This is a genomic window from Alcaligenes sp. SORT26 (assembly GCF_017377875.1).
GTDB lineage: Bacteria > Pseudomonadota > Gammaproteobacteria > Burkholderiales > Burkholderiaceae_B > Alcaligenes > Alcaligenes parafaecalis.
This window is the reverse complement of the sequence record NZ_CP070975.1, coordinates 1,176,765-1,199,100: the sequence shown is the minus strand read 5'-3', so window position 1 is coordinate 1,199,100 and position 22,336 is coordinate 1,176,765. Positions and strand designations below refer to the sequence as shown.

Genomic DNA, 22,336 nt, shown 5'->3' with positions numbered 1-22,336 from the left:
GGACGATCCCTTAGGCTGGAGCGTCTTCTCGCAGTTTCTCGGGTTCCAGGCAGTAGCCCAGGCCACGTACGGTCAGAATACGGACTCCGCTGGGTTCCAGTTTTTTGCGCAGGCGGTGGATATAGACTTCGATGGCGTTAGGGGTAACTTCTTCACCCCACTCACAGAGCAGGTCCACAAACTGGTTCTTGCTGATCATGCGGCCACTGCGTGACAGGAAAATCTCCAGCAAGCTGGTTTCGCGGGCCGACAGTTCCAGAGGCTGATTATCTATATAGGCCATGCGGCCTTTCAGATCAAAGCTAAGCCGTTTGTGATGCAGCAAGGCGCTGCTGGTGCCGGTACTGCGACGCGTCAGGGCGCGCACGCGGGCTTCCAGTTCAGTCAGGGCAAAGGGTTTGGACATGTAGTCGTCCGCGCCCAGATCCAGGCCACGCACGCGTTGTTCTACCGTGTCGCTGGCGGTCAGAATCAGAACGGGCAGGCTGTCCTGGCGTTGGCGTATGGACTGCAGCACCGACAGGCCGGGCTTTTTGGGCAGGTCCAGATCCAGGATCAGAAGGTCGAAGCTTTGCAGTTGCAAGGCCGAGTCGGCGCTATCGCCGTCGTGCACCACATCGACCGCATAGCCTTCGTAGCGTAAGGAGCGAGAAAGTCCATCCGCGAGAATACTGTCGTCTTCGGCTATGAGTATGCGCATGACCCTACACAAACAAGTGATTTAACGGCTGTTCGGCATTGTTGCATAAGGCTGTAAGCCTGGTCAGTAGGGGATAACGATGGCGCCTAGTTAATTTATTTGAATATCTGTGTATATATACAGTATAATTTGATGCAATAATTAGGTTTGATTTTTAATTGCCGTGCCCGTCCGTTGGGGCGCCATTCCACAGTCAAGGATTTTTCATGGACGATAAAAATAGCAAAGCAGTGGCCTCGGAACGTTCCAAAGCGCTGGCCGCCGCTCTGACGCAAATCGAAAAGCAGTTCGGCAAAGGCTCGATCATGCGTTATGGCGACGACAACGTCGAGCATGACATCCAGGTGGTCTCTACGGGTTCCTTGGGTCTGGACATTGCCTTGGGCGTCGGTGGCTTGCCGCGCGGTCGCGTTATTGAAATTTATGGCCCGGAGTCCTCGGGTAAAACCACGCTGACCCTGCAAGTGATTGCAGAGATGCAAAAGCTCAAAGGCACCTGCGCCTTTATTGATGCCGAACACGCGCTGGATGTGCAGTACGCCCAAAAACTGGGTGTGAACCTGGGCGATCTGCTGATCTCTCAGCCCGATACTGGCGAACAGGCTCTGGAAATTACCGAAGCCCTGGTGCGCTCCGGTTCGGTTGACCTGATCGTGATCGACTCGGTGGCTGCCCTGACTCCCAAGGCTGAAATCGAAGGCGATATGGGCGATTCCTTGCCCGGTCTGCAAGCCCGCCTGATGAGCCAGGCCTTGCGTAAATTGACGGCAACCATCAAGCGCGCCAATTGCATGGTTATCTTCATTAACCAGATTCGTATGAAGATTGGCGTCATGTTCGGCAACCCTGAAACCACTACTGGTGGTAACGCACTGAAGTTTTACTCCTCCGTGCGTCTGGATATTCGCCGTATCGGTTCCATCAAGCGTGGCGACGAAATGGTCGGTAACGAAACCCGCGTTAAAGTGGTCAAGAACAAGGTTGCGCCTCCCTTCAAGCAAACCGAGTTCGACATCATGTACGGCAGCGGTATTTCCCGTGAAGGCGAAATTATCGACCTGGGCGTGCAGACGGCTGTGGTCGATAAGGCCGGTGCCTGGTACAGCTACGACGGCAACCGCATTGGTCAGGGTAAAGACAATGTGCGCGAATACCTGAAAGAGCGTCCCGAGTTGGCACGTGAAATCGAAAACAAGGTTCGCGAAAAGCTGGGTGTTGCCTTGATGAGCGCCGCTGTCAGCCGTCCCGCTAGTGCTGCTCCTGCTGCCGCTGCGGCACCCGAGGGAGAGGCCTGATTTTCCCCCCAGAGTTCGATGATGAACCCTTTGAGACTGACCCGGAGGAAATCCGGGAACGCAAACAGGCTCAAAGGGAGCGTATTGCTGCGCTGTCTGCTCAGCCCACACGGGCGGGCAGCCGCGTAGAGGGCGACTCAAGCGAGTCCCCTGGTTCTGAAAAGAAAGCAGCATCCAAACGGCCCGGGCTGTCTTTAAAAGCCAGGGCCTTGAATTTCCTGTCTCGACGCGAGTATTCCCGCCTGGAGTTGGGCCGCCGCTTGGCAGCCCACGCGGAAAGCGCGGAAGAAGTCGAAGCCTTGCTCGACACCTTAGTCGAACAAAAATGGCTCTCCAACGAACGGTTTGCTCATAGCGTAGTTAACCGCCGTGCTTCACGGGTGGGCACCCGAGTCATTTTGCAAGAGCTGCGCCAGCATGGTGTGGATGTACACCAGACTGAAGTAATCAAAGAAGAATTAATGGCGACCGAGCTGGAGCGCGCCAAGCAAGTATGGGGCAAAAAATTCAGCGCGCCGCCTGAAGATGCCCGCAACTACGCCAAGCAATATCGCTTCATGGCCAGTCGTGGTTTTTCGGGCCGTATCTTGCAGCAGATATTGGGCGACTGGGAAGACGATCCGGCTTGAATCAGCAGCCTGTCTATCTCCTCTACTTCAATCGCTGTTTATCAGTTAGCTATGCTATTGCTGAATGGTTCAAGGCTGAGCCGCCACAATCCCTTGCAGACTTTTGAAGCAGGTCTCACGTGCCTGTGCCAAAAAGGCTTGCACATAATCCGCCTGTAAATCCTCGCTGCGCACCGTGGCATAAAGCGTGCGCCAGATGCCATGCTCTCCCAGACGGCAAGTGCGGATCGAGGCTGGGTTCAAGAACTCCGTCAAAGCCCAGTTGGGCAGGGCGGTGACCCCTCGTTGGCTGGCCACCAACTGCACAATCATGGGCGTTAGCTCTGCCTGCCGAATCGCAGCGGGCTCCACATCGGCTGGGGTCAAAAACTGCGTAAAAATATCCAGACGATTGCGTTCGACCGGATAGCTAATCAAGACCTGATCTGTCAGTTGGAACGGCTCTATATAGCGATATTGCGACAAGGGGTGCTGGCTGGAAACAGCGAGCACCAGCTCGTAGCGAAACAGGGGCTCGTAGTGTACGGCCGGATTGTCTTGCGGGTCGGAGGTAATCACCACGTCCAGATCACCGCGCAACAAGGCTGGCAAGGGCGCAAACGAAAAAGCGGCGCTCAAGTCCAGCGTGACATCTGGCCATTGCTGCCTGAAGGCATCCAGCGCAGGCATCAGCCATTGAAAGCAGGAGTGGCAATCAATTGCGACATGAAGACGTCCGGTGCGACCTGCTGCCAGACGCTGCAAGTCGCGCTCGGTTGCTCGTACGCGCGGCAAGATGTCATCGGCCAGCATCAGGATGCGCAAAGCGGCGGTGGTCAGGCGAGCAGGGCGGGTGCGGCGGTTCAGTAATTGCACTTGCAGCCGCACTTCCAGATCGCGTAATTGATGCGACAAGGCGGATTGCGTCACATGCAATCGCTCGGCGGCTTCTTGCAAGCTGCCGCTGTCGCGGATAGCGCTCAGGGTCTCGAGATGTCGGATTTCAAGCATGTTGAATAAAACTCATGATTAGCATGGTGTATTTGATTTTTTTTCAAGTAAGTATACAGGCACAATAGCTTTCATCCGCCTGGTACGGCGCTCATATGGCTAATTTGTGGGGTTTACTATGACTATTATTCATAATCTGGGTTTTCCCCGTATGGGTGCGCAGCGCGAATTGAAGCGCTCCCTGGAGGCTTACTGGGCCGGTCAGGTCAGCCAGGAAGAATTATTGGAAACTGGCAAGGCCTTGCGCGCCCATCATTGGGCCCTGCAGAGCAAGGCAGGCCTGAATATGGTTCCGGTGGGCGATTTTGCCTGGTATGACCAGATTCTGGAGTGGAGCACCTTGCTGGGCGTGGTTCCCGCTCGTTTTGCGCAGGCCGATCATGCCCCTGTGTCGCTGGACACCTTGTTTCGCATGGCTCGCGGTCGTGCACCCAGTGGTACGCCTGCCGCCGCGTGTGAAATGACCAAGTGGTTCGATACTAATTACCACTACATCGTGCCTGAGTTCACTCCTGGCCAAACCTTCCGTATTGCACGTGAGTTTCTGTTTGAGCAGATTGAAGAGGCCAAGGCGCTGGGACATAAGGTCAAGCCTGTCATCCCTGGCCCGTTGAGCTGGTTGTGGTTGGGCAAAGGCGATGCCTACACAGGCTTGGCCGACCCGGGCAAGCTGGCTTTGCTGGATGCTTTGCTGCCGGTTTACGAGCAAGTGCTGGCTCGTTTTAAAGAGCAAGGTGTGGAGTGGGTGCAAATTGATGAGCCTATCCTGGTGCTGGATTTGCCCCAGGAGTGGCAAGATGCCTTCCGCCGTGTATATCAAAGTTTGAACCAGGTCGGTTTGAACGTGTTGTTAGCAACGTACTTTGATGATCTGCGTGAAAATGTCGCGGTGCTTAAAGATTTGCCGCTTGCAGGCGTGCATATCGATGCTGTCCGTGCTCCAGATGCCTTGCTCGCAGTGAAGGCCGTGTTGGGGCCAGACCAAGTGCTGTCTGCCGGGGTGATCTCGGGTCGCAATATCTGGCGTACGGATTTGGAAAAAGTAGCTCAAACCCTGCAGCCCTTGAAGGCCGCCTTGGGAGAGCGTCTGTGGATTGCGCCGTCGTGTTCACTCTTGCATATCCCTGTTGATGTGCAAAGTGAAACAGGTCTGGATGCAGAATTAAAGAGCTGGTTGTCCTTTGCGGTGCAGAAGCTGGATGAGTTGGCGCTGCTGCAAGGGCTGCTTGATGGCACCTTGGACGAGGCGGGCAAGCAGGCGGTCCAGGCCCAGGCGCTGGCATTGAAAACTCGCCGTGAGTCCCGACGCACGCATAACCCCTCAGTGCAGGCCCAAATGGCCAGGATCGATCAGGTTCAACGCCAGCGGGCTCCTTTTGCCCAGCGTGCCAAAGCCCAGCGCAACAAATTGAAATTGCCTGCTTACCCCACCACCACGATTGGTTCTTTTCCTCAGACCACCGAAATCCGCAGTGCTCGTCGAGATTGGCGTGGAGGCTCTTTAAGCGATTCGGCTTATGAGAAAGCCATGCAGGCCGAAATTGAACAGGTCATTCGTTTCCAGGAGCGCATTGGTCTGGACGTTCTTGTGCATGGGGAAGCCGAACGCAACGATATGGTGGAGTATTTCGGTGAACTGCTGGGCGGCTTTGCCTTCACACAGAACGGGTGGGTGCAAAGCTACGGTTCACGTTGCGTGAAGCCCCCCATTATTTTTGGGGATGTGCTGCGCGTGGCACCCATGAGCGTGGCCTGGTCGTCCTACGCCCAATCCCTGACCGAGCGTCCGGTCAAGGGCATGTTGACGGGGCCGGTGACCATGTTGCAGTGGTCTTTTGTGCGCGACGATCAGCCGCGTGCAGATACTTGCCGTCAGTTGGCGCTGGCATTGCGTGACGAGGTCTCCGATCTGGAGCAGGCCGGTATCCGAGTGATTCAGTTGGACGAACCTGCTTTCCGCGAGGGGCTGCCCCTTCGACAGGGTGATTGGCAAGCCTACCTGGATTGGGCGGTGGATTGTTTCCGCCTGTCCACCAGCGCCGTGTCTGAGGAGACGCAGATTCATACCCATATGTGCTATTCCGAATTCAACGACATCATGCAGTCGATTGCCGATATGGATGCGGATGTGATCACGATTGAAACCTCGCGCTCCAATATGTTGTTGCTGGACGCGTTTGAACACTTCGAGTACCCCAACGATATCGGTCCCGGCGTGTATGACATCCATTCGCCCAATGTGCCGGACAAGGACTGGATGGTGCGTTTGATGGGTGAGGCGGCCAAACGCCTGCCTGCTGACCGTTTGTGGGTCAATCCGGACTGTGGTTTGAAGACCCGTGGCTGGGCGGAAACCGAGGCGTCCTTGCTTGCCATGGTTGATGCGGCCAGGACCTTGCGCGCTGCTGCCCAAGAGTAGTGCAGGCTTAAAACACCCAGCCCGGGTCAAGTGCTTGGGTGGGGTGTTTTGAATCTTGCTGCTCGATTTGCTCACCCGGATAAAAACGACCGCCCATCAGGTGGTCGTTTTTTTCATGCGCCTTTGGCTGATCGCAGGCTCAGTACCGCATTAATCCTGTGTTTGGCCTGCGTTGAGAGCGCTGACGGATTATGTAAGGGGCTGATACGGAACATACGAGGTGCGTTATACTTGATCGGTTTCAATCTTGCCGCCTCGTTCATATCAATGCCTTTGCCTCCGCCGTCCGTTGCCCGTGAACCACTGCATACACGTACCATCACGGTACAGTCGTTTGCACGGGAAGATGGCCTCTGGGATCTGGAGGCCTCGTTGCTGGATGTGAAGTCCTACGACTTTCCCATTCGCAATGGCCAGACCCATAAGGCAGGTGACCCCGTCCACTTGATGCACCTGCGTGTCACCATCGACAGCAGCTTTGCCATTGTGGATGCCGTGGCGGTTTACGATGCGGCCCCTTACCAGGACAACTGTTCGTCCATCTCGGACGCCTACCAGAAATTGGTGGGCCTGAATTTGCTGAAACAGTTTCGTCAGGGTGTCAAAGAACGCTTTGGACGTTCGGCAGGCTGTACGCACATGAGCGAGTTGGCGCAGGTTTTGCCAACGGCCGCCGTGCAGACCATGGCTGGCCGGCGTCGCAGCAGTGGGGAATCAGAGATTTATCGCACCGATAAGCAGCCGTTCCATCTGGACGGCTGTCACGCCTTGCGGTTGAGCGGTCCCGTGGTTGAGGAATTTTATCCCGTCTGGTATCGACCTAAAGTGACAGACGGGGTGGATTAGTTTTTTTGTTTCAGTCAGGTCTCGGGCTTAGGCTTTGGGTTCCTGCCTTCTTTTTTATTGTGTTTTTAGACTGACAGGTATCACATGAAAATTCACGAATATCAGGGCAAAGCACTGCTTAAGCAGTTTGGCGTTGCCGTGCCACGCGGAATTCCTGCCTTCTCCGTCGATGAAGCGGTTGCAGCTGCGCAGGAGCTGGGTGGCTCTGTGTGGGTTGTCAAAGCCCAGATTCACGCCGGTGGCCGTGGTAAGGGTGGTGGCGTCAAGCTGGCTCGCTCGATGGACGAAGTGCGTCAACTGGCCTCGGAAATCCTGGGCATGCAGTTGATCACTCACCAAACCGGTCCAGAAGGCCAGAAAGTAGGCCGTCTGCTGGTGGAAGAGGGTGCTGACATCCAGAAGGAATACTACGTTGGTATCGTTACCGACCGTGCTACCCAACGCGTTGCCGTCATGGCTTCCCGCGAAGGCGGTATGGAAATTGAAGAAGTGGCCGAGCGTAACCCCGACGCCATTCTGAAAGAATTCGTGGATCCTGCTGTTGGCCTGACCAACGAGCAAGCCACCAAGCTGGCTCGTGGCATTGGCGTTCCTGACGCTTCCATCGAGAAAGCCGTTGCTGAATTCCAGAAGCTGTACAAGTGCTACACCGAAACGGATGCTGAACTGGCCGAGATCAACCCTCTGATCCTGACCGGCTCGGGCGATATCATCGCTCTGGACGCCAAGTTCAACTTCGATAGCAACGCCTTGTTCCGTCATCCAGATATCGTGGCTTTCCGCGACCTGGCTGAAGAAGATCCTGCTGAAGTTGAAGCCAGCAAATACGATCTGGCCTACATCCAACTGGACGGCAATATCGGCTGCCTGGTGAACGGTGCTGGTCTGGCCATGGCAACCATGGACACCATCAAGCTGTTTGGCGGCGAGCCTGCCAACTTCCTGGACGTGGGCGGTGGCGCTACGGCCGAGAAAGTAACCGAAGCCTTCAAGATCATGCTGGCCAACAAGGGCGTCAAAGCCATTCTGGTTAACATTTTCGGCGGCATCATGCGCTGCGACGTGATCGCTGAAGGCGTGATCGCTGCGTGCAAGGCCGTCAACCTGAACGTGCCTTTGGTTGTACGCATGAAGGGTACCAACGAAGAGCTGGGCAAGAAAATGCTGGCCGATTCCGGTCTGCCCATCATCAGTGCTGACACCATGGCCGAAGCGGCGACTGCTGTTGTCGCTGCCGCCAAGTAAGAAAAGGTTGAGGATTAGCAAATGTCGATTCTGATCAATAAAGACACTAAAGTCATCACGCAAGGGATCACCGGCAAGACCGGCCAGTTCCACACCCGCATGTGCCGCGAGTACGGTAACGGCATGGAAGCCTTTGTGGCTGGCGTGAACCCCAAGCGTGCTGGTGAGGATTTCGAAGGCGTGCCTATCTACGCTTCCGTGTCCGACGCCAAGGCTGAAACTGGCGCGACTGTGTCGGTTATCTACGTTCCACCCGCAGGTGCTGCTGCTGCCATCTGGGAAGCCGTTGAAGCTGACCTGGATCTGGTTATCTGCATTACCGAAGGCATCCCTGTGCGCGACATGCTGGAAGTTCGCAACCGCATGCGTGCCGAAAACCGCAAAACCTTGCTGTTGGGCCCGAACTGCCCCGGTCTGATCACGCCTGACGAGATCAAGATTGGTATCATGCCCGGCCACATTCACCGCAAGGGCCGCATTGGTGTGGTCAGCCGCTCCGGCACGCTGACTTACGAAGCGGTTGCTCAAGTAACTGAACTGGGCCTGGGTCAATCCTCGGCTGTTGGTATCGGTGGTGACCCAATCAACGGTCTGAAGCACATCGACGTGCTGAAGATGTTCAACGACGATCCTGATACCGACGCCGTTATCATGATTGGCGAGATCGGCGGTCCAGACGAAGTCAACGCGGCTTTGTGGGCTAAAGACAATATGACCAAGCCTGTTGTTGGCTTTATCGCTGGTGTTACTGCCCCTCCCGGAAAACGCATGGGTCACGCTGGTGCCCTGATCTCCGGTGGTGCCGACACGGCCGATGCCAAACTGGAAGTCATGGAAGCTTGCGGTATTCGTACCACTCGCAACCCATCCGAAATGGGCAAATTGCTCAAATTGGCGCTGTAAGATGTAGTACGGAACCCGCTTCGGCGGGTTCTTTGTCTGGCTGCCTGGCAGCCAGAGCAGATTGGCCAGCCGGTTTCGTCAAGAAAACACCTGTTCCGGCGCATTCCTTCCCGAATCTGGCCAGCCTGATGATGCTGAAACGAATGACGTAAAAAAAGAAGCCCCCCATGTTGCACAGGCTAGGATTAGTTTGCTGCTTTAAGGGGCATTGTTGTCTTGGGACGGCCCGGCGACAAAAAAAGAATGTTTGTCCAGCGGCTGGGAAGAGAGCTAACGATTAGCCACACGGGAACGAAATGATTGAATTCCTCCAAACCCTGCATTGGGGTTCACTGTTTCAAATTGTACTGATTGATATTTTGCTCGGCGGTGACAATGCCGTCGTGATTGCACTGGCCTGTCGCAACCTGCCCAAGCAGCAGCGTATGCAAGGCATCATGTGGGGGACGGTCGGCGCGATTTTTCTGCGCGTCATCCTGATTTTCTTTGCCTTGACCCTGCTGGATCTGCCATTCCTGAAAGTGGTGGGCGGCCTGTTGCTCTTGTGGATCGGCGTCAAGCTGTTGATGCCCGAAGACGATGAGCACGGCAATATTCAAGGTGGCGGCACGATCTGGGCGGCGGTGAAAACCATCATCATTGCCGACTTTGTAATGAGCCTGGATAACGTCATTGCCATTGCCGGTGCGGCGCAAAACGCGCATCTGGACCATCAACTGGGCTATGTGATCTTTGGTTTATTGCTAAGCGTCCCCATTATTGTCTGGGGCAGCACCCTGGTTCTGAAGTTGATTGATCGTTTCCCCATCGTGGTTACCTTGGGGGGCGCCTTGCTGGGCTGGATTGCAGGCGGCATGCTTGTCACGGACAAGATTGTGGAAAATCAATTTGGCGTCCAGCCCCAGCCTGTTAAACTCGGGATCGAGATTGTTTGTGCCTTATTAGTGATTGCGCTGGGCAAATGGCTGGCGCACCGTAAAGGCTCTATCAAGGAAGCATAGTTCTATGGCATTTTTTAAATCCTCTGACGCCAAAGGCCAGGAAGGTGGTTTGTCCCTGCTGCAAGGCTTAGGGCTCCTGGCCATTATCGGTATTGTTGCAGCAGCCATCGTGCGCTACTTTGCTGCATGACCGCTGTGGCTTCTACCCCTCAGGAATTGGTTATTGCCACACGCGCCAGTCAACTGGCCTTGTGGCAAGCCAAGCATGTTCGCGACCGTCTGCAGCAGTTGTACCCGCAGTGCAAGGTGTCTTTGCTGGAAATGACTACCCGTGGTGACCAGATTCTGGACCGCACCTTGTCCAAGGTCGGCGGCAAGGGTCTGTTTGTCAAAGAATTGGAAACCGCCTTGCTGGATGGCCGCGCCCATCTGGCCGTGCATTCCTTGAAAGACGTGCCGGTGGTCCTGCCCGAGTCTTTTGACTTGCCCATCATCATGGAACGGGACGACCCACGCGATGCTTTTGTTTCCAATACTTATCCCAATCTTGCGGCTTTACCTGCTGGTGCCATCGTAGGCACATCCAGCTTGCGCCGTGAATCCCAGATTCGTGAGCGTTACCCGCATCTGGATATCCGTCCGCTGCGTGGCAATGTGCAAACGCGCTTGTCCAAGCTGGATCGAGGCGATTACGACGCCATTATTCTGGCTTCGGCCGGTTTGCGCCGTCTGGAGTTGGCCGAACGTATTCGCGATTACATCTCTGTTGACGACAGCTTGCCTGCTGCCGGACAAGGGGCCTTGGGAATTGAAATCCTCAAGACGCGCACCGATGTGGCGCAATGGCTGGCTCCCTTGAGCCATGACACCAGCCATGTGTGTGCCTTGGCCGAGCGTGCTGTGTCGCGTGCTCTGGGTGGTTCCTGTCAAGTGCCCTTGGCTGCCTACGCCACCCTGGATGGCGAGCAACTGAGCCTGAGCGGTCTGGTTGCCGAGCCTGACGGATCGACGGTATACCGGGCGCAAATTCGCGGTTCAGCTAAACAGGCTGAAGATTTGGGCCTGTCCCTGGCAGAGGATCTGAAGCAGCAAGGTGCCCAGGCTATCCTGGATCGCTTGCTGACGGAACAGTCGCCAGAAGGCCAATAAATCGGCATGAACCTGCCTTGTGTATTACTGACCCGCCCGGCGGGACGGAATGAAACCCTGTCGGCTGCCCTGGCCGCGCAGGGTTTTTCTTCTTTGGTTTTCCCCGCCCTGACCTTGGAAGCGCAAGCGCTTACCCAGGAGCAATGGCAAGATCCCAAGGATTTTGACCTGGTGCTTTTTGTCAGCAGCAGCGCTGTCAATTTCTATTTTGACGCTCTGCGGGCACGTGGCCAGAGCTGGCCCAACGGTGTCCTGCTAGCTGCAGTCGGCCTGGCGACGGCAGCCTGTTTGCGCGCCCAGGAGGGCGTTGCATCCGAGGACGTGCTGTACCCCGAAGCGCTTGATTCCTTACAGGACTCAGAGGCTTTGTGGGCGGTCCTGGAGCCCAGGCTCGGGCATCTGGCGCGGGTTCTGATTGTGCGCGGCCATAGCGGTCGCGAATGGTTGGGGCAGCGTCTGGAAGACCACGGAGTTCAGGTCCAGCGCCTGGCCATGTATCAGCGTAACGCCGCGCAGTGGAGCCCGGAGCAGGGCCGTCAAATTCGTGACAGCTTGCAGGCGGGCCGCCTGGCCGTTCTGCTTAGCAGCTCCCAAAGTGCTGATGCGGTTTTTGCCAATGTAAAGCGGCTGGATTTGATGGATAGTTGGGCGCAATGCGCCTATGTGGTCATTCATCCGCGTATTGAAGAACATTTACAGTCCTTATTGCTGCAAGCTGGAATCGCAGCGCCACCAATGGTAAAAAGGTGTACGCCAGACGATGATGACATTGTCGCTGCCTTGATGGCGGTGCTCTCGCGCGATTAGCCTCACACGGATTACAATCTTGCCATGAACGATAAAACAGAGAACGCATCCGCAAGCGAACCGGAGACTCCCATTTCCAGCCCAGCCAATACAACGGCACCTCATCCGTATTCCGAACCTGAAAGCAGCCCCACCGCGCCTCAAAAGCGTAAAAGTGGCGCGGGTCCGGCCTATGCCCTGACGGCTGTTGTGGTGGTTCTGGCCGCTGCCGGTCTTTGGTATCAGAACTCGATTCTGGAAAAGCATAAAGCTGAACTGCAAGCGCAGTTGGCGACCAACGTCAGTACCACGGAGCAGGCGCGCCAGACCGCGCAGCAAGCCCTGGCCCTGGCACAGCGTCAGTCCGACAAGCTGGCGCAGTTGGAAAAATCCTTTAACGATTCCACCGAACAGTTCCATGATCTGAGCCAGGCGTTCCAGACCATGACGGACAGCGGGTCGGAATTGGTCTTGTTGAATGATATTGATCACCTGGCCACGATTGCCCAGCAACAATTGATGCTGGGTGGCAATGTGGCCAATGCCATCGTTTCTCTGGAAGCGGCCCAGGCGCAGTTGGCGCGTGCCAATCGCGTGGGACTGGCCTCCTTGCAACAGACCCTGAATGGCGATCTGGAGCGCTTGCGTGCAGCGGCTACGGTTGATGTGGCCTCTTTGTCCCGTCAACTGGATACCTTGTCGCGTTACGTCTCGGAAGCACCTTTGCTGGTGCCTGATGATGTTGCGGGTGGTGCTAATACCGAAGCGCTGGACCTGCAGTCCGAGGTTCAGGAACCTGCTGAGTTGGCGACCGATGCCCCATGGTGGGAACGTAGCTGGAACACGGTGGAGCAGTGGGGCAGCAGCGCCTGGCGTTCTGTCAGCCACGATCTGGGACAGTTTGTCTCCATTCGCCGTGTTGACGATGCTGCCGCCTTGTTGATGTCGCCCGATCAGGCTGCCCGTCTGCGTGAGAATCTGCGTCTGCGCATTATGGCTGCGCAATTGGCCATGATGATGAATCAGTCCGCCGTCTGGCAGACCGAGTTGACGGCTGTGGCTACGGCGCTGGAAAAGCGCTTTGACACGCAATCCGGCCAGGTTCAGCAAGCGCTGCGTCTGACCCGTCAATTGCAAGACACCCGCATCGGCGCTCGTTTGCCTACCGTGAATAACACCTTGGCGGCGATTGAAAGCCTGCGTCAGGCCCAGGCCGGTCGTAGTCAGGAGAATGCGGACGACAGCACGAACGAGCCGGGCGATACAGATCACATCTTGTCCGACCCTCCTCAATCCACTGAGCCTGCCAGCCAGGAGCCAGCGGCTCCGGCTAGCGAACAGACTGAGTCTGGTGCTCCCGCTCAAACCGAGACGGAACAGCCCGCTCAGGCGCAGGGGTAAGGTATGCGTACTTGGTTCTGGACCCTCATCCTATTCATTGCCGCGGTTGCTCTGGCACTGGTCCTGCGTGAACACGCCGGTAACGTCTACCTGGTGACCCCGCATTATCTGGCTCGTGCCTCGCTCACCTATGTGGTCCTGTGCACGCTGGGCCTGTTCATTGTTCTGTACGTTTTGCTGCGTCTTCTGGCGTGGTTCAGCGACGGTCCAGAGCGTTTCCGTCTTTGGCGTGGTCGTCGCGCTCAACGGCGCGATCAAACCTTGCTGGAAACAGGCTGGATCAGCATTCTGGAAGGGCGTTACGAACAAGCCGAAAAAGACATGATGAAGCTGATGAGCAAAACCCGCTCGCAGTCCAGCAAAGTCGTGGCTGGTTTGGCTGCGGCCCGTGCCGCACATTATCAAGGTCAGATTGCACAACGTGACGAAGCATTGGCAGCCGCTCGTGCGGCCGCTGGTGACGATGCACGCTTGAAAGAAGCCAGCGCAGTGGCCTCAGCCGAACTGTATCTGGATCAGAACCGGACAGAAGAGGCCATCGAGCTGCTGCAAGGCTTGCAAGATGCCAGTTCGCGTCACCTGCATGCCACCCGTTTGCTGTTGCGTGCCTATCGTCAGCAAGGCAATGCCGAGCGCGTCTATGAGTTGACCCGTTTGCTGGTGCGTCGCAGCGGCATTGACCGCCAGGAGGCACTCAGCCATATCGAGTTTGCGGCTGCCGCACGCTTGCGTGCAGGCGGTGTAGAACAGTTCAAGGCCTTGTGGTCGGATCTGAAATCTGAAGAAAAAGTCTTGCCCGGCGTGGCCCTGGAAGCTGCCCTGATTCAGGAACAAGAAGGCAATTACGAAGAAGCCGGTCGCATTCTGGAGCCTGCGATTGCCGCCAGCTTCGATGCTCGCTTGCTGGAAGCCTATGCGCAATGCCCCCCCGAGTTTGTGGGCCGCCGTTTGGCCAAAGCCGAGGAATGGCTGCGTAGTCAGCCTAATAATCCGGTCTTGCTGTCCACCTTGGGTCACTTGTGTCTGACCAGTCAGTTGTGGGGCCAGGGCGAACATTATTTGCTGCGCAGCCTGAAAATTCAGGGTGATCTGCGTAATCACGCATTGCTGGGTAATTTGTACGACAGCCTGGGTCGCCATGACGAAGCGGTGTCTTACTGGCGTAAGGCGGCGTCCATGGCCGGTACCTTGCCTATCCTGGCAGTCAGCCGTGCTTTGCCTGCGGCGGATACCCGTCATGATCCTAGCCACACGGACGCAGACAGTCTGCCTTCGCAGGACGATGACGATTTGCCGCATTACACCTATGCCGCCAGCGTCGTGGCCGAGGACTTGCCCGATCATGGCCGTCCCTTGCCTGTGGTCGCCGAGCCCGTACCTCCTGCTGCGACACCGGAGCAAGATAGCGTGAGCTCCTCCTCGGATCTGGATGATTACTTTGATACGGCTCCCATCCCTGGGGTCGATCTCTCTCAAACTTCGGATCGTCCTCGACGCTCCAACGATTAATTTCTTTTATTTTTAAAGGTTTGCACGAATGAGCCTCGCCCAAGTACCTGCTGGCAAAAAACTGCCCGACGAGATCAACGTAGTCATCGAAATCCCCATGAACTCGGACCCCGTCAAATACGAAGTTGACGAAAACGGTGTGGTTTTTGTGGATCGCTTCATGCTGACCGCCATGCACTACCCCTGCAACTACGGCTACGTTCCACAAACCATTTCGGACGATGGCGACCCTGTTGACGTGCTGGTGATTGCTCCTTTCCCAATCCAGATCGGTGCTGTGATCCCTTGCCGTCCTATCGGCGTGCTGCACATGGACGACGAAGCAGGTGGCGATGCCAAACTGCTGGCTGTACCTACCGACAAGCTGTATCCCCTGTACCGCAACGTGAAGTCGCCTGAAGATCTGCAGCCTGAAGAGCTGGAGCGCATCAAGCACTTTTTCGAGCACTACAAAGACATCGAAAAAGGCAAATGGGTCAAGGTCAAGGGCTGGGACGGTATCGAAGCTGCCAAGAAAGAACTGGTAGACGGTGCCAAGCGCTTTGCTGACGGCCAGGCAAAATGAGTACCGTCATCCCCATGCCAGCCGTTGCGGCACTGAACGTACAGGACAGTGAGCAGGTTTTTCCTGTACGCCGCATTTATTGCGTCGGCCGCAATTACGTCGAGCATGCTCAGGAAATGGGCTTTACCGGTCGCGAAGATCCTTTCTTCTTCTGCAAACCGGCGGATTCCATTTTGAATGTGCTGCCCGGCCAGGTCTGCGACATGCCATATCCGTCCCGCACCCAGGATCTGCATCACGAGATCGAACTCGTCGTCGCCTTGTCCAAAGGCGGGCGTGATCTGACCGTGGAGCAGGCTGCTGAATGTGTGTGGGGATACGCGGTGGGTCTGGATATGACCCGCCGGGATTTGCAGACGCAAGCCAAAAAAGCCGGTCGTCCCTGGGAAGTGGGCAAAGCCTTTGACCACTCCGCACCGACCGGCCCTCTGGTGCCACGCAGCCTTATTGGCGAGTTGTCCCAAGGTGCAATCACCCTGGACGTCAACGGCGAACGCCGCCAGACCGGCGATTTGAATCAGTTGATCTGGAATGTGGCTGAGTCCATCGCTTATCTGTCGGGCCTGTTCGAGCTGGTTCCTGGCGACATCATCTTCACAGGAACCCCGGCCGGTGTAGGTTCGGTGGAACGTGGCGATGTGATGCACGGGGCTATCGACGGTCTGGGCAGCATAGACGTGCGTCTGGTCTGATCTCAGTCTGAATAGTTAGTCATGAACCCGTCTGGAGCGTTGTCTCCAGACGGGTTCATTCATTTTCGTATAGAGCGTTTGAGAGCAGGGTGGGCGCGTGACATAGTCCGCCAGGATGTCGCCTGACGGTCAGGCCCGTGCAGATACAGGTATATCTTGCCTGCCGGAAGTAATTTATTGATAATTGAGACTTATTCTTATTTGTCTTCATGCCTGACCCCAGGCTTTCAATGAATACTCCCATGTCCGACAAGCTATCCGTGATGACGGTTGAAACGCTCTATTGCCATCATCATGGCTGGTTGCAGGGCTGGCTGCGCCGCAAACTTGGCAATAGCCATGATGCGGCCGATATCGCCCAAGATACCTTTGTCCGCATTCTGAGCTCCCGTTCGTTTACCCCAGGCTTTGGCAGTGAACCGCGTGCTTTGCTCACACATATAGCCAAGGGTCTGTTGGTCGATCACTGGCGTAGAAAGTCGGTAGAAGATGCTTATCTGGACGCTATTGCCCATCTTCCACCTGTGCATGTGCCATCGCCGGAAACGCGCCTGATCATCATCGAGGCTCTGATGCGGATAGACACTATGCTGGCCAGCCTGACGCCGCGTACTCGGGAGGTCTTTTTGCTGGCCCAGTTACACGGCATGACGCTGGCCCAGATTGCCGAGCAAATGCAGATGCCGCTGATTACGGTGCGGCGCTATATCCAGAAAGCGCTGGTTGCTTGCGCCGTAGTGGCGTGAAACAGGCCAGGACCTAGCCTATGTCATCATCCCGGGACATGATCAGTCAGGATCTGCTGAAAGAGGCGGCCACGTGGGCCATGACCTTTCAATACGACACGCCGACAGAGCAAGATCACCAAGCATTCCAGCATTGGCTCAGGCAAAGCCCCGCTCATGAAGACGCGTGGAAGCGAACCCAGGCGGTATTCCATGTCTTCGATCAGGTGCCTGTGGAGATTGGCAAAGAGGCGGTGGAGAAGCTGGATAGTCGTCATAAACGCCGTCATACACTGCGCATGCTAGGAACACTCTTGTTTGCCGCTCCACTGGGCGTGCTGGCTATCAGTCAGGCGCCGTGGCGTCGCTGGACGGCTGACGCGAGCACAGGCACCGGTGAGCTCAAGCCCATGGTTCTGCCAGATGGCTCTCAACTGGTGCTCAATACAGGCAGTGCAGTCAATATTGCCTTAGGACAGACCGAGCGCCGCCTGCATTTGCTCAGTGGTGAGATTCTTGTGACGACCAAGCCGGACTCTTTTGCTGTCCCACGGCCTTTCCTGGTCGATACCTCTGCCGGTTTGGTACGTGCCTTGGGTACGCGCTTCAGTGTGCGTCAGTTGGATGCAGATACCTACCGCGTAGCGGTGATGGAGCATGCTGTTGAAATCCGACCGCTGGCCGGGCAGGCCCGCCGTCTGCAGGCGGGGGAGCAAGCCGATTTTACTATCCGGGGTGTCAGTCCCTCTCGTCCTCTACAAGACCCGGAAATCTTTTGGGAACACGGCATTTTGCTGGCCAAAGACATGCGTCTTGAAGACGTATTGGCCGAGCTGGGCCGTTATCGATCCGGTGTCCTGCGCTGTGATCCCTCGCTTTCACAGCTACGTGTATCGGGGGCGCTATCCCTGACTGATACCGATGCAGCCTTGGCCAGTCTGGCCGAATCATTGCCACTGCGTATCCAAACATATTCTCCATACTGGGTGGAGCTGCTACCGCGATCTTGAGTGGCACAGAGCTTGTCTGCTGATCAGTCAGACAAAAAATTTTGCTGTGAAGTGAGCACTTTTTTCTTCTCGTCCGGTGTACCTCTTATGACGCATGACGTCACGGGTTTTCATCTCTATCGACGAAAGGTTCTTAGCATGGCTATTCACGTATGTCTGTCCAAACTGGTCGGGGGCGCGGCTGGCGAGCAGGCTTCACACCCATCGCGCAAGCTGCGCCCATCCTTGTTCCGGCTAAGAGCCGATGTACTCGCTCTGTTTCTCAGTTCCACCATGGCTAGCCTGGTCGTGACGTCTTTGCTGGGCAGTGCGCCGGTGTTGGCGGCTGAGGTGGCCGATAGCGGCTCCAAACGAAACTACACACTGTCGGTGGGCAAACTCAGCGATGTATTGGCCGAGTTCGCCGCGCTTTCTGGTGTACAACTGGTTTACGAGCCGCAGCAGTTGGCCGGACTCCAAAGCCCAGGTTTGCAAGGGCAATATAGCGTTCAAGGCGGGTTTGCTCAGTTGCTGGCAGGCACGGGCTATGAAACCGTCGCGACAGCAGACAGCCGCTATGTGTTGCGTCCCGTGCCTGACACGGTCGTATCGCCTGCTAGCGGGACGGAGGAGGTGACACAACTTAGCCCTGTGATTGTCACTGGTTTGTACCGGGGAGATTTGACGCCGGTGTATGCAGGCGGAAAAGTGGCGACAGGCAGCCGAGTGGGCATGCTGGGCTACAAGGACTTCATGGAAACGCCGTTCAGCACGATCAGTTACACCGAAGAGGCTGTGCGGCAGGCACAGGATCTGGCTCGGGTGATTGGCTCTACGGACGCGGCCGTCTACGACTTGGGCATGCGCGGCACGGTTCGGGAAGCCTTTGTGATCCGTGGTTTTGATGTGGGCTCGGGGGATATCGCCTTTGGCGGACTGTACGGTTTGCTGCCTTATAACCGAGTCCCTCTGGAGTTGGTGGAGCGGGTCGAGGTGCTGAAAGGCCCCTCTGCCATGCTTAACGGCATGCCACCCGGCGGCTCCGTGGGCGGAAGCGTCAATTTGGTCCCGAAGCGTGCTACCGAGACTCCTTTGACGCGACTGACTGGCATGTTTGTCTCTGACGGCCAATATGGCAGCCATGTCGATATCGGCCGACGTTTTGGTGACAAGCAGCAATTTGGGATTCGCTTTAACGGCTTGTACCAGGATGGAAGTACGTCTATTGATGAGCAGTCAAAGCGGGCTACGCTGGCAGCGCTGGGCCTGGACTGGCGTACGGATACCGTCCGTCTGGCGGCGGACTTTTACATGAATAAAGACAATGTAAAAGGCGTCACACGCGGGATCACCGTAGGCAGGGGATTGGATACACCCGATGTTCCCAAGGCGGGACAAGCTTTGGCACCAGACTGGACATACTCGCGTGCTGAAGACACCGCGTTTGTGCTGCGGGGCGAGGCGGATCTGAGTAAAGATGTGACGGTATATGGCAATTACGGTCAGGGCAGCACCGATTACGACGGCCTTTTAGGCGTCGTATTTGCGGTGACAGATGCAGATGGTCGTTACCGAAACAATTTCGGGCAGCAACGTCAGATTCTGGACCGTAAGGCGGGCGATGTCGGCATCATGGCGCGCTTGAATACGGGCAGCGTTCGTCACGAACTGGCGCTGAGCGCCTCCTACTACGAGCAAGAGGTTCGCTCTAAAACAGTCGTTAATTTATTGCCTGCGGACTGGTATACCAATATTTATTCGCCTTCCTGGGGACCTGCCCCTGCCACGGTGATTGGTAAATCAGAGGTTCCCAAAATTGCCTTTTCGCGTTTAAGCAGCGTGGGCATCGCTGACACACTTTCGTTTGCGGACGATAGCGTCATGCTGACTTTGGGCATCAGACGACAGAATGTCTTGAGTGAATCCTTCCATGCCGTCAGCGGTGCCAGCACGGCGCGCTATGACGAATCGGCAACCTCGCCAGCCGCCGCGCTGGTCGTCAAACTGAGCGATGAAGTTTCTGTCTATGGCAACTACATCCAGGGCCTGCGTGAGGGGGCGATTGCTCCGGTGGGCACCAATAATGCCGGGGAGATCTTTGCACCCCATAAAACCAAGCAACATGAGCTGGGTGTGAAGCTGGATCTGGGCGATTTTGCCGCCACCTTGAGCGCCTATCAGATTCGTTTGCCCAACAGCTATATCGACCCCGCGACCAATCTGTTCTCCTTTGATGGCGAGCAGCGTAATCGAGGCCTGGAGCTGAACTTCTTCGGAGAGCCTGTAGAGGGCTTGCGAGTAATGGGCGGTATTGCCTATCTGGATGCCGAGTTGAGCAAGACCGCTGGTGGTGTGAATGAGGGACGTTTCGTCATGGCCAGACCCAAGTGGCAAGGCAAGCTGGGTGTGGAGTGGGATGTGCCGGGTGTCCCTGGCCTGACGGCAAGCGGGAATATGCAGGCCATTCAAGGGCAGTACTACAGCAGCGATAACACGATGCGAGCTCCAGGAAGAACCTTGTTTGATGCTGGCTTGCGCTATCAAACCTCGATTAGCGGTCATGCGGTGACTTTGCGTGCTGATGTACTCAATATCACCAATAAGGCGTATTGGTCAGCAGGTGGCAGCGGCAAGCTGTGGCTGGGCGCACCGCGAACTTTCATGTTGTCCGCCAGCATGGACTTTTAAGTCAGACAAATTTCATTCAAAAACAAGAGGTGGACTATGAATAAATGGCAGCGTTATGGATTGCTGGCCTGCGTCAGCGTGACGGCCGCTTGCGCGCAGGTGGGGGCGGATGGGCGTGCGGCGCTCAAGCCCTTGGCTCAGGAACAAAAAGCACAGGAAACCATTCAGATTGCGCGCAAAACGGTGGCCCCGCGTCTGTATGAACTTGCATTTTCGGAGCGCCAGCAGGCGGTTTTTGTGGCTTCGGCGGGGGGCGCGGATCCGGCTAATGAGCCCTCCAAAGTCTTGCGCCTGAACCCGGTGGATTTGTCGCTTGCTGCAGAAATTCCGCTGGAGCGCGGTGGGTTTGGCGTGGCTCTGGATGATGCCGCCAATCGCCTTTATGTGGGCAATGCACTGACGGCGTCTGTGACAGTCGTGGATACGGCTCAAAATAGGGTGCTGGGTGTGGTGCAATTGGCCGAGCCGATTCGTTACGACGGCGATAAAGCCATCTACCCGCATTTGCTGCGTGAGCTGGTTGTAGACCAGAAGCAGCAACGCTTGTATGTCCCCGGCCTGAGTGCTCAAGCTAGTGTGCTGTATGTGGTCGACACGGCCAGCCTGAAGCTGGACCGTGTGGTTCCAGGTTTGGGAGCGGGTGCTGCCGGGATCGCGCTGGATAAGGAAGGGGGCAGGGTGTACGTGTCCAATTTGCAGGGACAGGTGTTTGGGATTGATACGCAGACGCTCACCATTAAAACCAAGTGGGAGGTCAAGGCCGATCAACTGCTGAACCTGGCGTATGACCACAAGCGACGCCGTCTATTGGCGAGTGATCTGGGCTCGGAACGCATGGATGTCTTGCGTAAGGAAAAGGCAGGGCTGACGGATTACGAAAAGCGTGGAACCGGGCATCGTATGGTCGCGATTGATGCGACGAATGGTGCTTTAGTGGCTAGCGTTCCTACCGGTAAAGCTCCCATTGCGCCCTTGCTGGATGAGGGTCGTGACCGTATCTATGTCTCCAACCGGGATAGCGGCACCGTCAGCGTGCTGGATGCAAACGACTACGCACTTTTGGCCACGCTGCCTTTGGCACCGCATCCTAATAGCTTGACCTTGGATGCGGGCTCGGGAAATGTCTACGTGTCCATCAAAGAAGAAAGCAGAACAGCAAGGGAAAGTGTGGCCAAGTTAGAGCCTCGTTGAGCTTGTTTCAAGAAAGCCCGCCTGTTGGCGGGTTTTTTTTGTTCGTTTGCCTGATAAAGGAGGCAATGACTCCGAGGCTTTTTCCTGTCCATATCAAAACATAAGAACAATAATGAGAATTGTTGTTATTATCATGTCCCTCTGATCTACTTACCCCATGCTGTTTTATGTCGCGTTTTTCGTCCTCACGTAAAACTTGGCTCGTGCATTACAACGAGCTGGTCAAGACGTGGACGCGACGTTCATCAAACAGCTTTGACGGGGAAGATGTGGCGCACGATGCCATTGCCGGTATGCTGGAGCAAGATGCAGCCCGGATTAGCAATCCCAGGGCCTATTTGCACCGCAGTGCGGCCAACAGTCTGATACAGCGACAAAAGCGGGAGCAACCCGCCTTAACGATTCCCTTGCAGGATCTGAGCGAACAAGATCACCCCGTGGTGTCGGGCGCCGAGGAGGCGGCCTATTGCGGGCAGCTTTCGGAAGCCTTGCTGGCGGCCCTGGATGAGTTGCCACCTGTTTGTCAGCAGGTATTTTCTTGCCATAGACTGGAGGGCTGGACGGTGCCCGAAATTGCCAGTCATCTGGGTTTGTCTGTCAGTTCGGTAGAAAAGTACCTGACCCGAAGCATGCGTCATTTGCAGCTTAAGTTGCAGCAGTTTTCCTCTTAATA

Annotated in this window: 21 protein-coding genes; 19 read left to right on the top strand and 2 right to left on the bottom strand. The window is 56.1% G+C overall.

Translation table 11 applies throughout. The features are described from left to right. Positions 1 to 10: 10 nt before the first annotated feature. On the bottom strand, positions 11 to 700 hold the full coding sequence (locus JYG33_RS05605; RefSeq protein ID WP_207875035.1) for a response regulator transcription factor: 690 nt from the start codon (positions 698 to 700) through the stop codon (positions 11 to 13). 206 nt (positions 701 to 906) lie between these two features. Between JYG33_RS05605 and recA the strand changes: the two genes are divergently transcribed. After that, positions 907 to 1,995 carry a recombinase RecA gene (gene recA, locus JYG33_RS05600; protein ID WP_207875034.1) on the top strand — a complete coding sequence of 363 codons (1,089 nt, stop codon included), beginning with the start codon at positions 907 to 909 and terminating at the stop codon, positions 1,993 to 1,995. Positions 1,996 to 2,204: 209 nt separating this feature from the next. Further along, on the top strand, positions 2,205 to 2,624 hold the full coding sequence (gene recX, locus JYG33_RS05595) for a recombination regulator RecX (RefSeq protein ID WP_243430284.1): 420 nt from the start codon (positions 2,205 to 2,207) through the stop codon (positions 2,622 to 2,624). Positions 2,625 to 2,693: 69 nt separating this feature from the next. Here the strand turns inward: recX and JYG33_RS05590 are convergent, their stop codons facing one another. Further along, a complete protein-coding gene (locus JYG33_RS05590) occupies positions 2,694 to 3,614 on the bottom strand; it encodes a LysR family transcriptional regulator (RefSeq protein WP_207875033.1) in 921 nt (306 codons plus the stop codon). A 118-nt stretch (positions 3,615 to 3,732) separates the two neighbouring features. On the opposite strand from JYG33_RS05590, the gene metE reads away from it, so the two are divergent. From metE to JYG33_RS05510, 17 genes are all read left to right on the top strand, one after another. Beyond that, positions 3,733 to 6,033 (top strand): 5-methyltetrahydropteroyltriglutamate--homocysteine S-methyltransferase, encoded by a 2,301-nt coding sequence (gene metE / locus JYG33_RS05585; RefSeq protein WP_207875032.1) that lies wholly within the window; start codon positions 3,733 to 3,735, stop codon positions 6,031 to 6,033. Positions 6,034 to 6,300: 267 nt separating this feature from the next. Beyond that, the gene (locus JYG33_RS05580) at positions 6,301 to 6,879 is read left to right on the top strand and encodes a DUF2889 domain-containing protein (RefSeq protein ID WP_222667181.1); all 579 of its coding nucleotides are present in this window, start codon (positions 6,301 to 6,303) and stop codon (positions 6,877 to 6,879) included. 84 nt (positions 6,880 to 6,963) lie between these two features. Further along, the gene (gene sucC / locus JYG33_RS05575; protein ID WP_207875030.1) at positions 6,964 to 8,124 is read left to right on the top strand and encodes an ADP-forming succinate--CoA ligase subunit beta; all 1,161 of its coding nucleotides are present in this window, start codon (positions 6,964 to 6,966) and stop codon (positions 8,122 to 8,124) included. Positions 8,125 to 8,145: 21 nt separating this feature from the next. Continuing rightward, complete coding sequence (gene sucD / locus JYG33_RS05570) at positions 8,146 to 9,027, top strand: succinate--CoA ligase subunit alpha (protein WP_207875029.1); 882 nt, start codon at positions 8,146 to 8,148, stop codon at positions 9,025 to 9,027. 296 nt (positions 9,028 to 9,323) lie between these two features. Further along, entirely contained in the window at positions 9,324 to 10,028 is a 705-nt protein-coding gene (locus JYG33_RS05565; protein WP_207875028.1) for a TerC family protein, read from the top strand. A gap of 4 nt (positions 10,029 to 10,032) precedes the next feature. Then, entirely contained in the window at positions 10,033 to 10,158 is a 126-nt protein-coding gene (locus tag JYG33_RS18720) for a hypothetical protein (protein ID WP_266120336.1), read from the top strand. Beyond that, positions 10,155 to 11,117 (top strand): hydroxymethylbilane synthase, encoded by a 963-nt coding sequence (gene hemC, locus JYG33_RS05560; protein ID WP_207875027.1) that lies wholly within the window; start codon positions 10,155 to 10,157, stop codon positions 11,115 to 11,117. The genes JYG33_RS18720 and hemC overlap by 4 nt, the downstream gene beginning before the upstream one ends. A 6-nt stretch (positions 11,118 to 11,123) precedes the next feature. Beyond that, on the top strand, positions 11,124 to 11,924 hold the full coding sequence (locus JYG33_RS05555; protein ID WP_207875026.1) for a uroporphyrinogen-III synthase: 801 nt from the start codon (positions 11,124 to 11,126) through the stop codon (positions 11,922 to 11,924). Between the two features lie 24 nt (positions 11,925 to 11,948). After that, positions 11,949 to 13,304 (top strand): uroporphyrinogen-III C-methyltransferase, encoded by a 1,356-nt coding sequence (locus JYG33_RS05550; protein ID WP_207875025.1) that lies wholly within the window; start codon positions 11,949 to 11,951, stop codon positions 13,302 to 13,304. A gap of 3 nt (positions 13,305 to 13,307) precedes the next feature. Further along, positions 13,308 to 14,813 (top strand): heme biosynthesis HemY N-terminal domain-containing protein, encoded by a 1,506-nt coding sequence (locus tag JYG33_RS05545; RefSeq protein WP_207875024.1) that lies wholly within the window; start codon positions 13,308 to 13,310, stop codon positions 14,811 to 14,813. A gap of 28 nt (positions 14,814 to 14,841) precedes the next feature. Then, entirely contained in the window at positions 14,842 to 15,378 is a 537-nt protein-coding gene (gene ppa, locus JYG33_RS05540) for an inorganic diphosphatase (RefSeq protein WP_207875023.1), read from the top strand. 14 nt (positions 15,379 to 15,392) lie between these two features. Then, complete coding sequence (locus JYG33_RS05535; protein ID WP_243430335.1) at positions 15,393 to 16,070, top strand: fumarylacetoacetate hydrolase family protein; 678 nt, start codon at positions 15,393 to 15,395, stop codon at positions 16,068 to 16,070. A gap of 242 nt (positions 16,071 to 16,312) precedes the next feature. Further along, positions 16,313 to 16,816: a sigma-70 family RNA polymerase sigma factor gene (locus tag JYG33_RS05530; RefSeq protein WP_207875021.1), complete on the top strand. Its 504-nt coding sequence runs from the start codon at positions 16,313 to 16,315 to the stop codon at positions 16,814 to 16,816. Positions 16,817 to 16,836: 20 nt separating this feature from the next. Then, on the top strand, positions 16,837 to 17,805 hold the full coding sequence (locus JYG33_RS05525; RefSeq protein ID WP_207875020.1) for a FecR domain-containing protein: 969 nt from the start codon (positions 16,837 to 16,839) through the stop codon (positions 17,803 to 17,805). Positions 17,806 to 17,943: 138 nt separating this feature from the next. Continuing rightward, positions 17,944 to 20,472 carry a TonB-dependent receptor gene (locus JYG33_RS05520; protein ID WP_207875019.1) on the top strand — a complete coding sequence of 843 codons (2,529 nt, stop codon included), beginning with the start codon at positions 17,944 to 17,946 and terminating at the stop codon, positions 20,470 to 20,472. Between the two features lie 36 nt (positions 20,473 to 20,508). After that, positions 20,509 to 21,663: a YncE family protein gene (locus tag JYG33_RS05515; protein ID WP_207875018.1), complete on the top strand. Its 1,155-nt coding sequence runs from the start codon at positions 20,509 to 20,511 to the stop codon at positions 21,661 to 21,663. A 167-nt stretch (positions 21,664 to 21,830) separates the two neighbouring features. Beyond that, entirely contained in the window at positions 21,831 to 22,334 is a 504-nt protein-coding gene (locus JYG33_RS05510; RefSeq protein WP_207875017.1) for a sigma-70 family RNA polymerase sigma factor, read from the top strand. The last annotated feature ends 2 nt before the right edge of the window (positions 22,335 to 22,336 follow it).

Bases quoted from the DNA above. Each gene is read 5' to 3' on its own strand.
- JYG33_RS05605 (WP_207875035.1), bottom strand. From the start codon at position 700: ATGCGCATACTCATAGCCGAAGACGACAGTATTCTCGCGGATGGACTT.
- recA (WP_207875034.1), top strand. From the start codon at position 907: ATGGACGATAAAAATAGCAAAGCAGTGGCCTCGGAACGTTCCAAAGCG.
- JYG33_RS05590 (WP_207875033.1), bottom strand. From the start codon at position 3,614: ATGCTTGAAATCCGACATCTCGAGACCCTGAGCGCTATCCGCGACAGC.
- metE (WP_207875032.1), top strand. From the start codon at position 3,733: ATGACTATTATTCATAATCTGGGTTTTCCCCGTATGGGTGCGCAGCGC.
- JYG33_RS05580 (WP_222667181.1), top strand. From the start codon at position 6,301: ATGCCTTTGCCTCCGCCGTCCGTTGCCCGTGAACCACTGCATACACGT.
- sucC (WP_207875030.1), top strand. From the start codon at position 6,964: ATGAAAATTCACGAATATCAGGGCAAAGCACTGCTTAAGCAGTTTGGC.
- sucD (WP_207875029.1), top strand. From the start codon at position 8,146: ATGTCGATTCTGATCAATAAAGACACTAAAGTCATCACGCAAGGGATC.
- JYG33_RS05565 (WP_207875028.1), top strand. From the start codon at position 9,324: ATGATTGAATTCCTCCAAACCCTGCATTGGGGTTCACTGTTTCAAATT.
- JYG33_RS18720 (WP_266120336.1), top strand. From the start codon at position 10,033: ATGGCATTTTTTAAATCCTCTGACGCCAAAGGCCAGGAAGGTGGTTTG.
- hemC (WP_207875027.1), top strand. From the start codon at position 10,155: ATGACCGCTGTGGCTTCTACCCCTCAGGAATTGGTTATTGCCACACGC.
- JYG33_RS05555 (WP_207875026.1), top strand. From the start codon at position 11,124: ATGAACCTGCCTTGTGTATTACTGACCCGCCCGGCGGGACGGAATGAA.
- JYG33_RS05550 (WP_207875025.1), top strand. From the start codon at position 11,949: ATGAACGATAAAACAGAGAACGCATCCGCAAGCGAACCGGAGACTCCC.
- JYG33_RS05545 (WP_207875024.1), top strand. From the start codon at position 13,308: ATGCGTACTTGGTTCTGGACCCTCATCCTATTCATTGCCGCGGTTGCT.
- ppa (WP_207875023.1), top strand. From the start codon at position 14,842: ATGAGCCTCGCCCAAGTACCTGCTGGCAAAAAACTGCCCGACGAGATC.
- JYG33_RS05535 (WP_243430335.1), top strand. From the start codon at position 15,393: ATGCCAGCCGTTGCGGCACTGAACGTACAGGACAGTGAGCAGGTTTTT.
- JYG33_RS05530 (WP_207875021.1), top strand. From the start codon at position 16,313: ATGTCCGACAAGCTATCCGTGATGACGGTTGAAACGCTCTATTGCCAT.
- JYG33_RS05525 (WP_207875020.1), top strand. From the start codon at position 16,837: ATGTCATCATCCCGGGACATGATCAGTCAGGATCTGCTGAAAGAGGCG.
- JYG33_RS05520 (WP_207875019.1), top strand. From the start codon at position 17,944: ATGGCTATTCACGTATGTCTGTCCAAACTGGTCGGGGGCGCGGCTGGC.
- JYG33_RS05515 (WP_207875018.1), top strand. From the start codon at position 20,509: ATGAATAAATGGCAGCGTTATGGATTGCTGGCCTGCGTCAGCGTGACG.
- JYG33_RS05510 (WP_207875017.1), top strand. From the start codon at position 21,831: ATGTCGCGTTTTTCGTCCTCACGTAAAACTTGGCTCGTGCATTACAAC.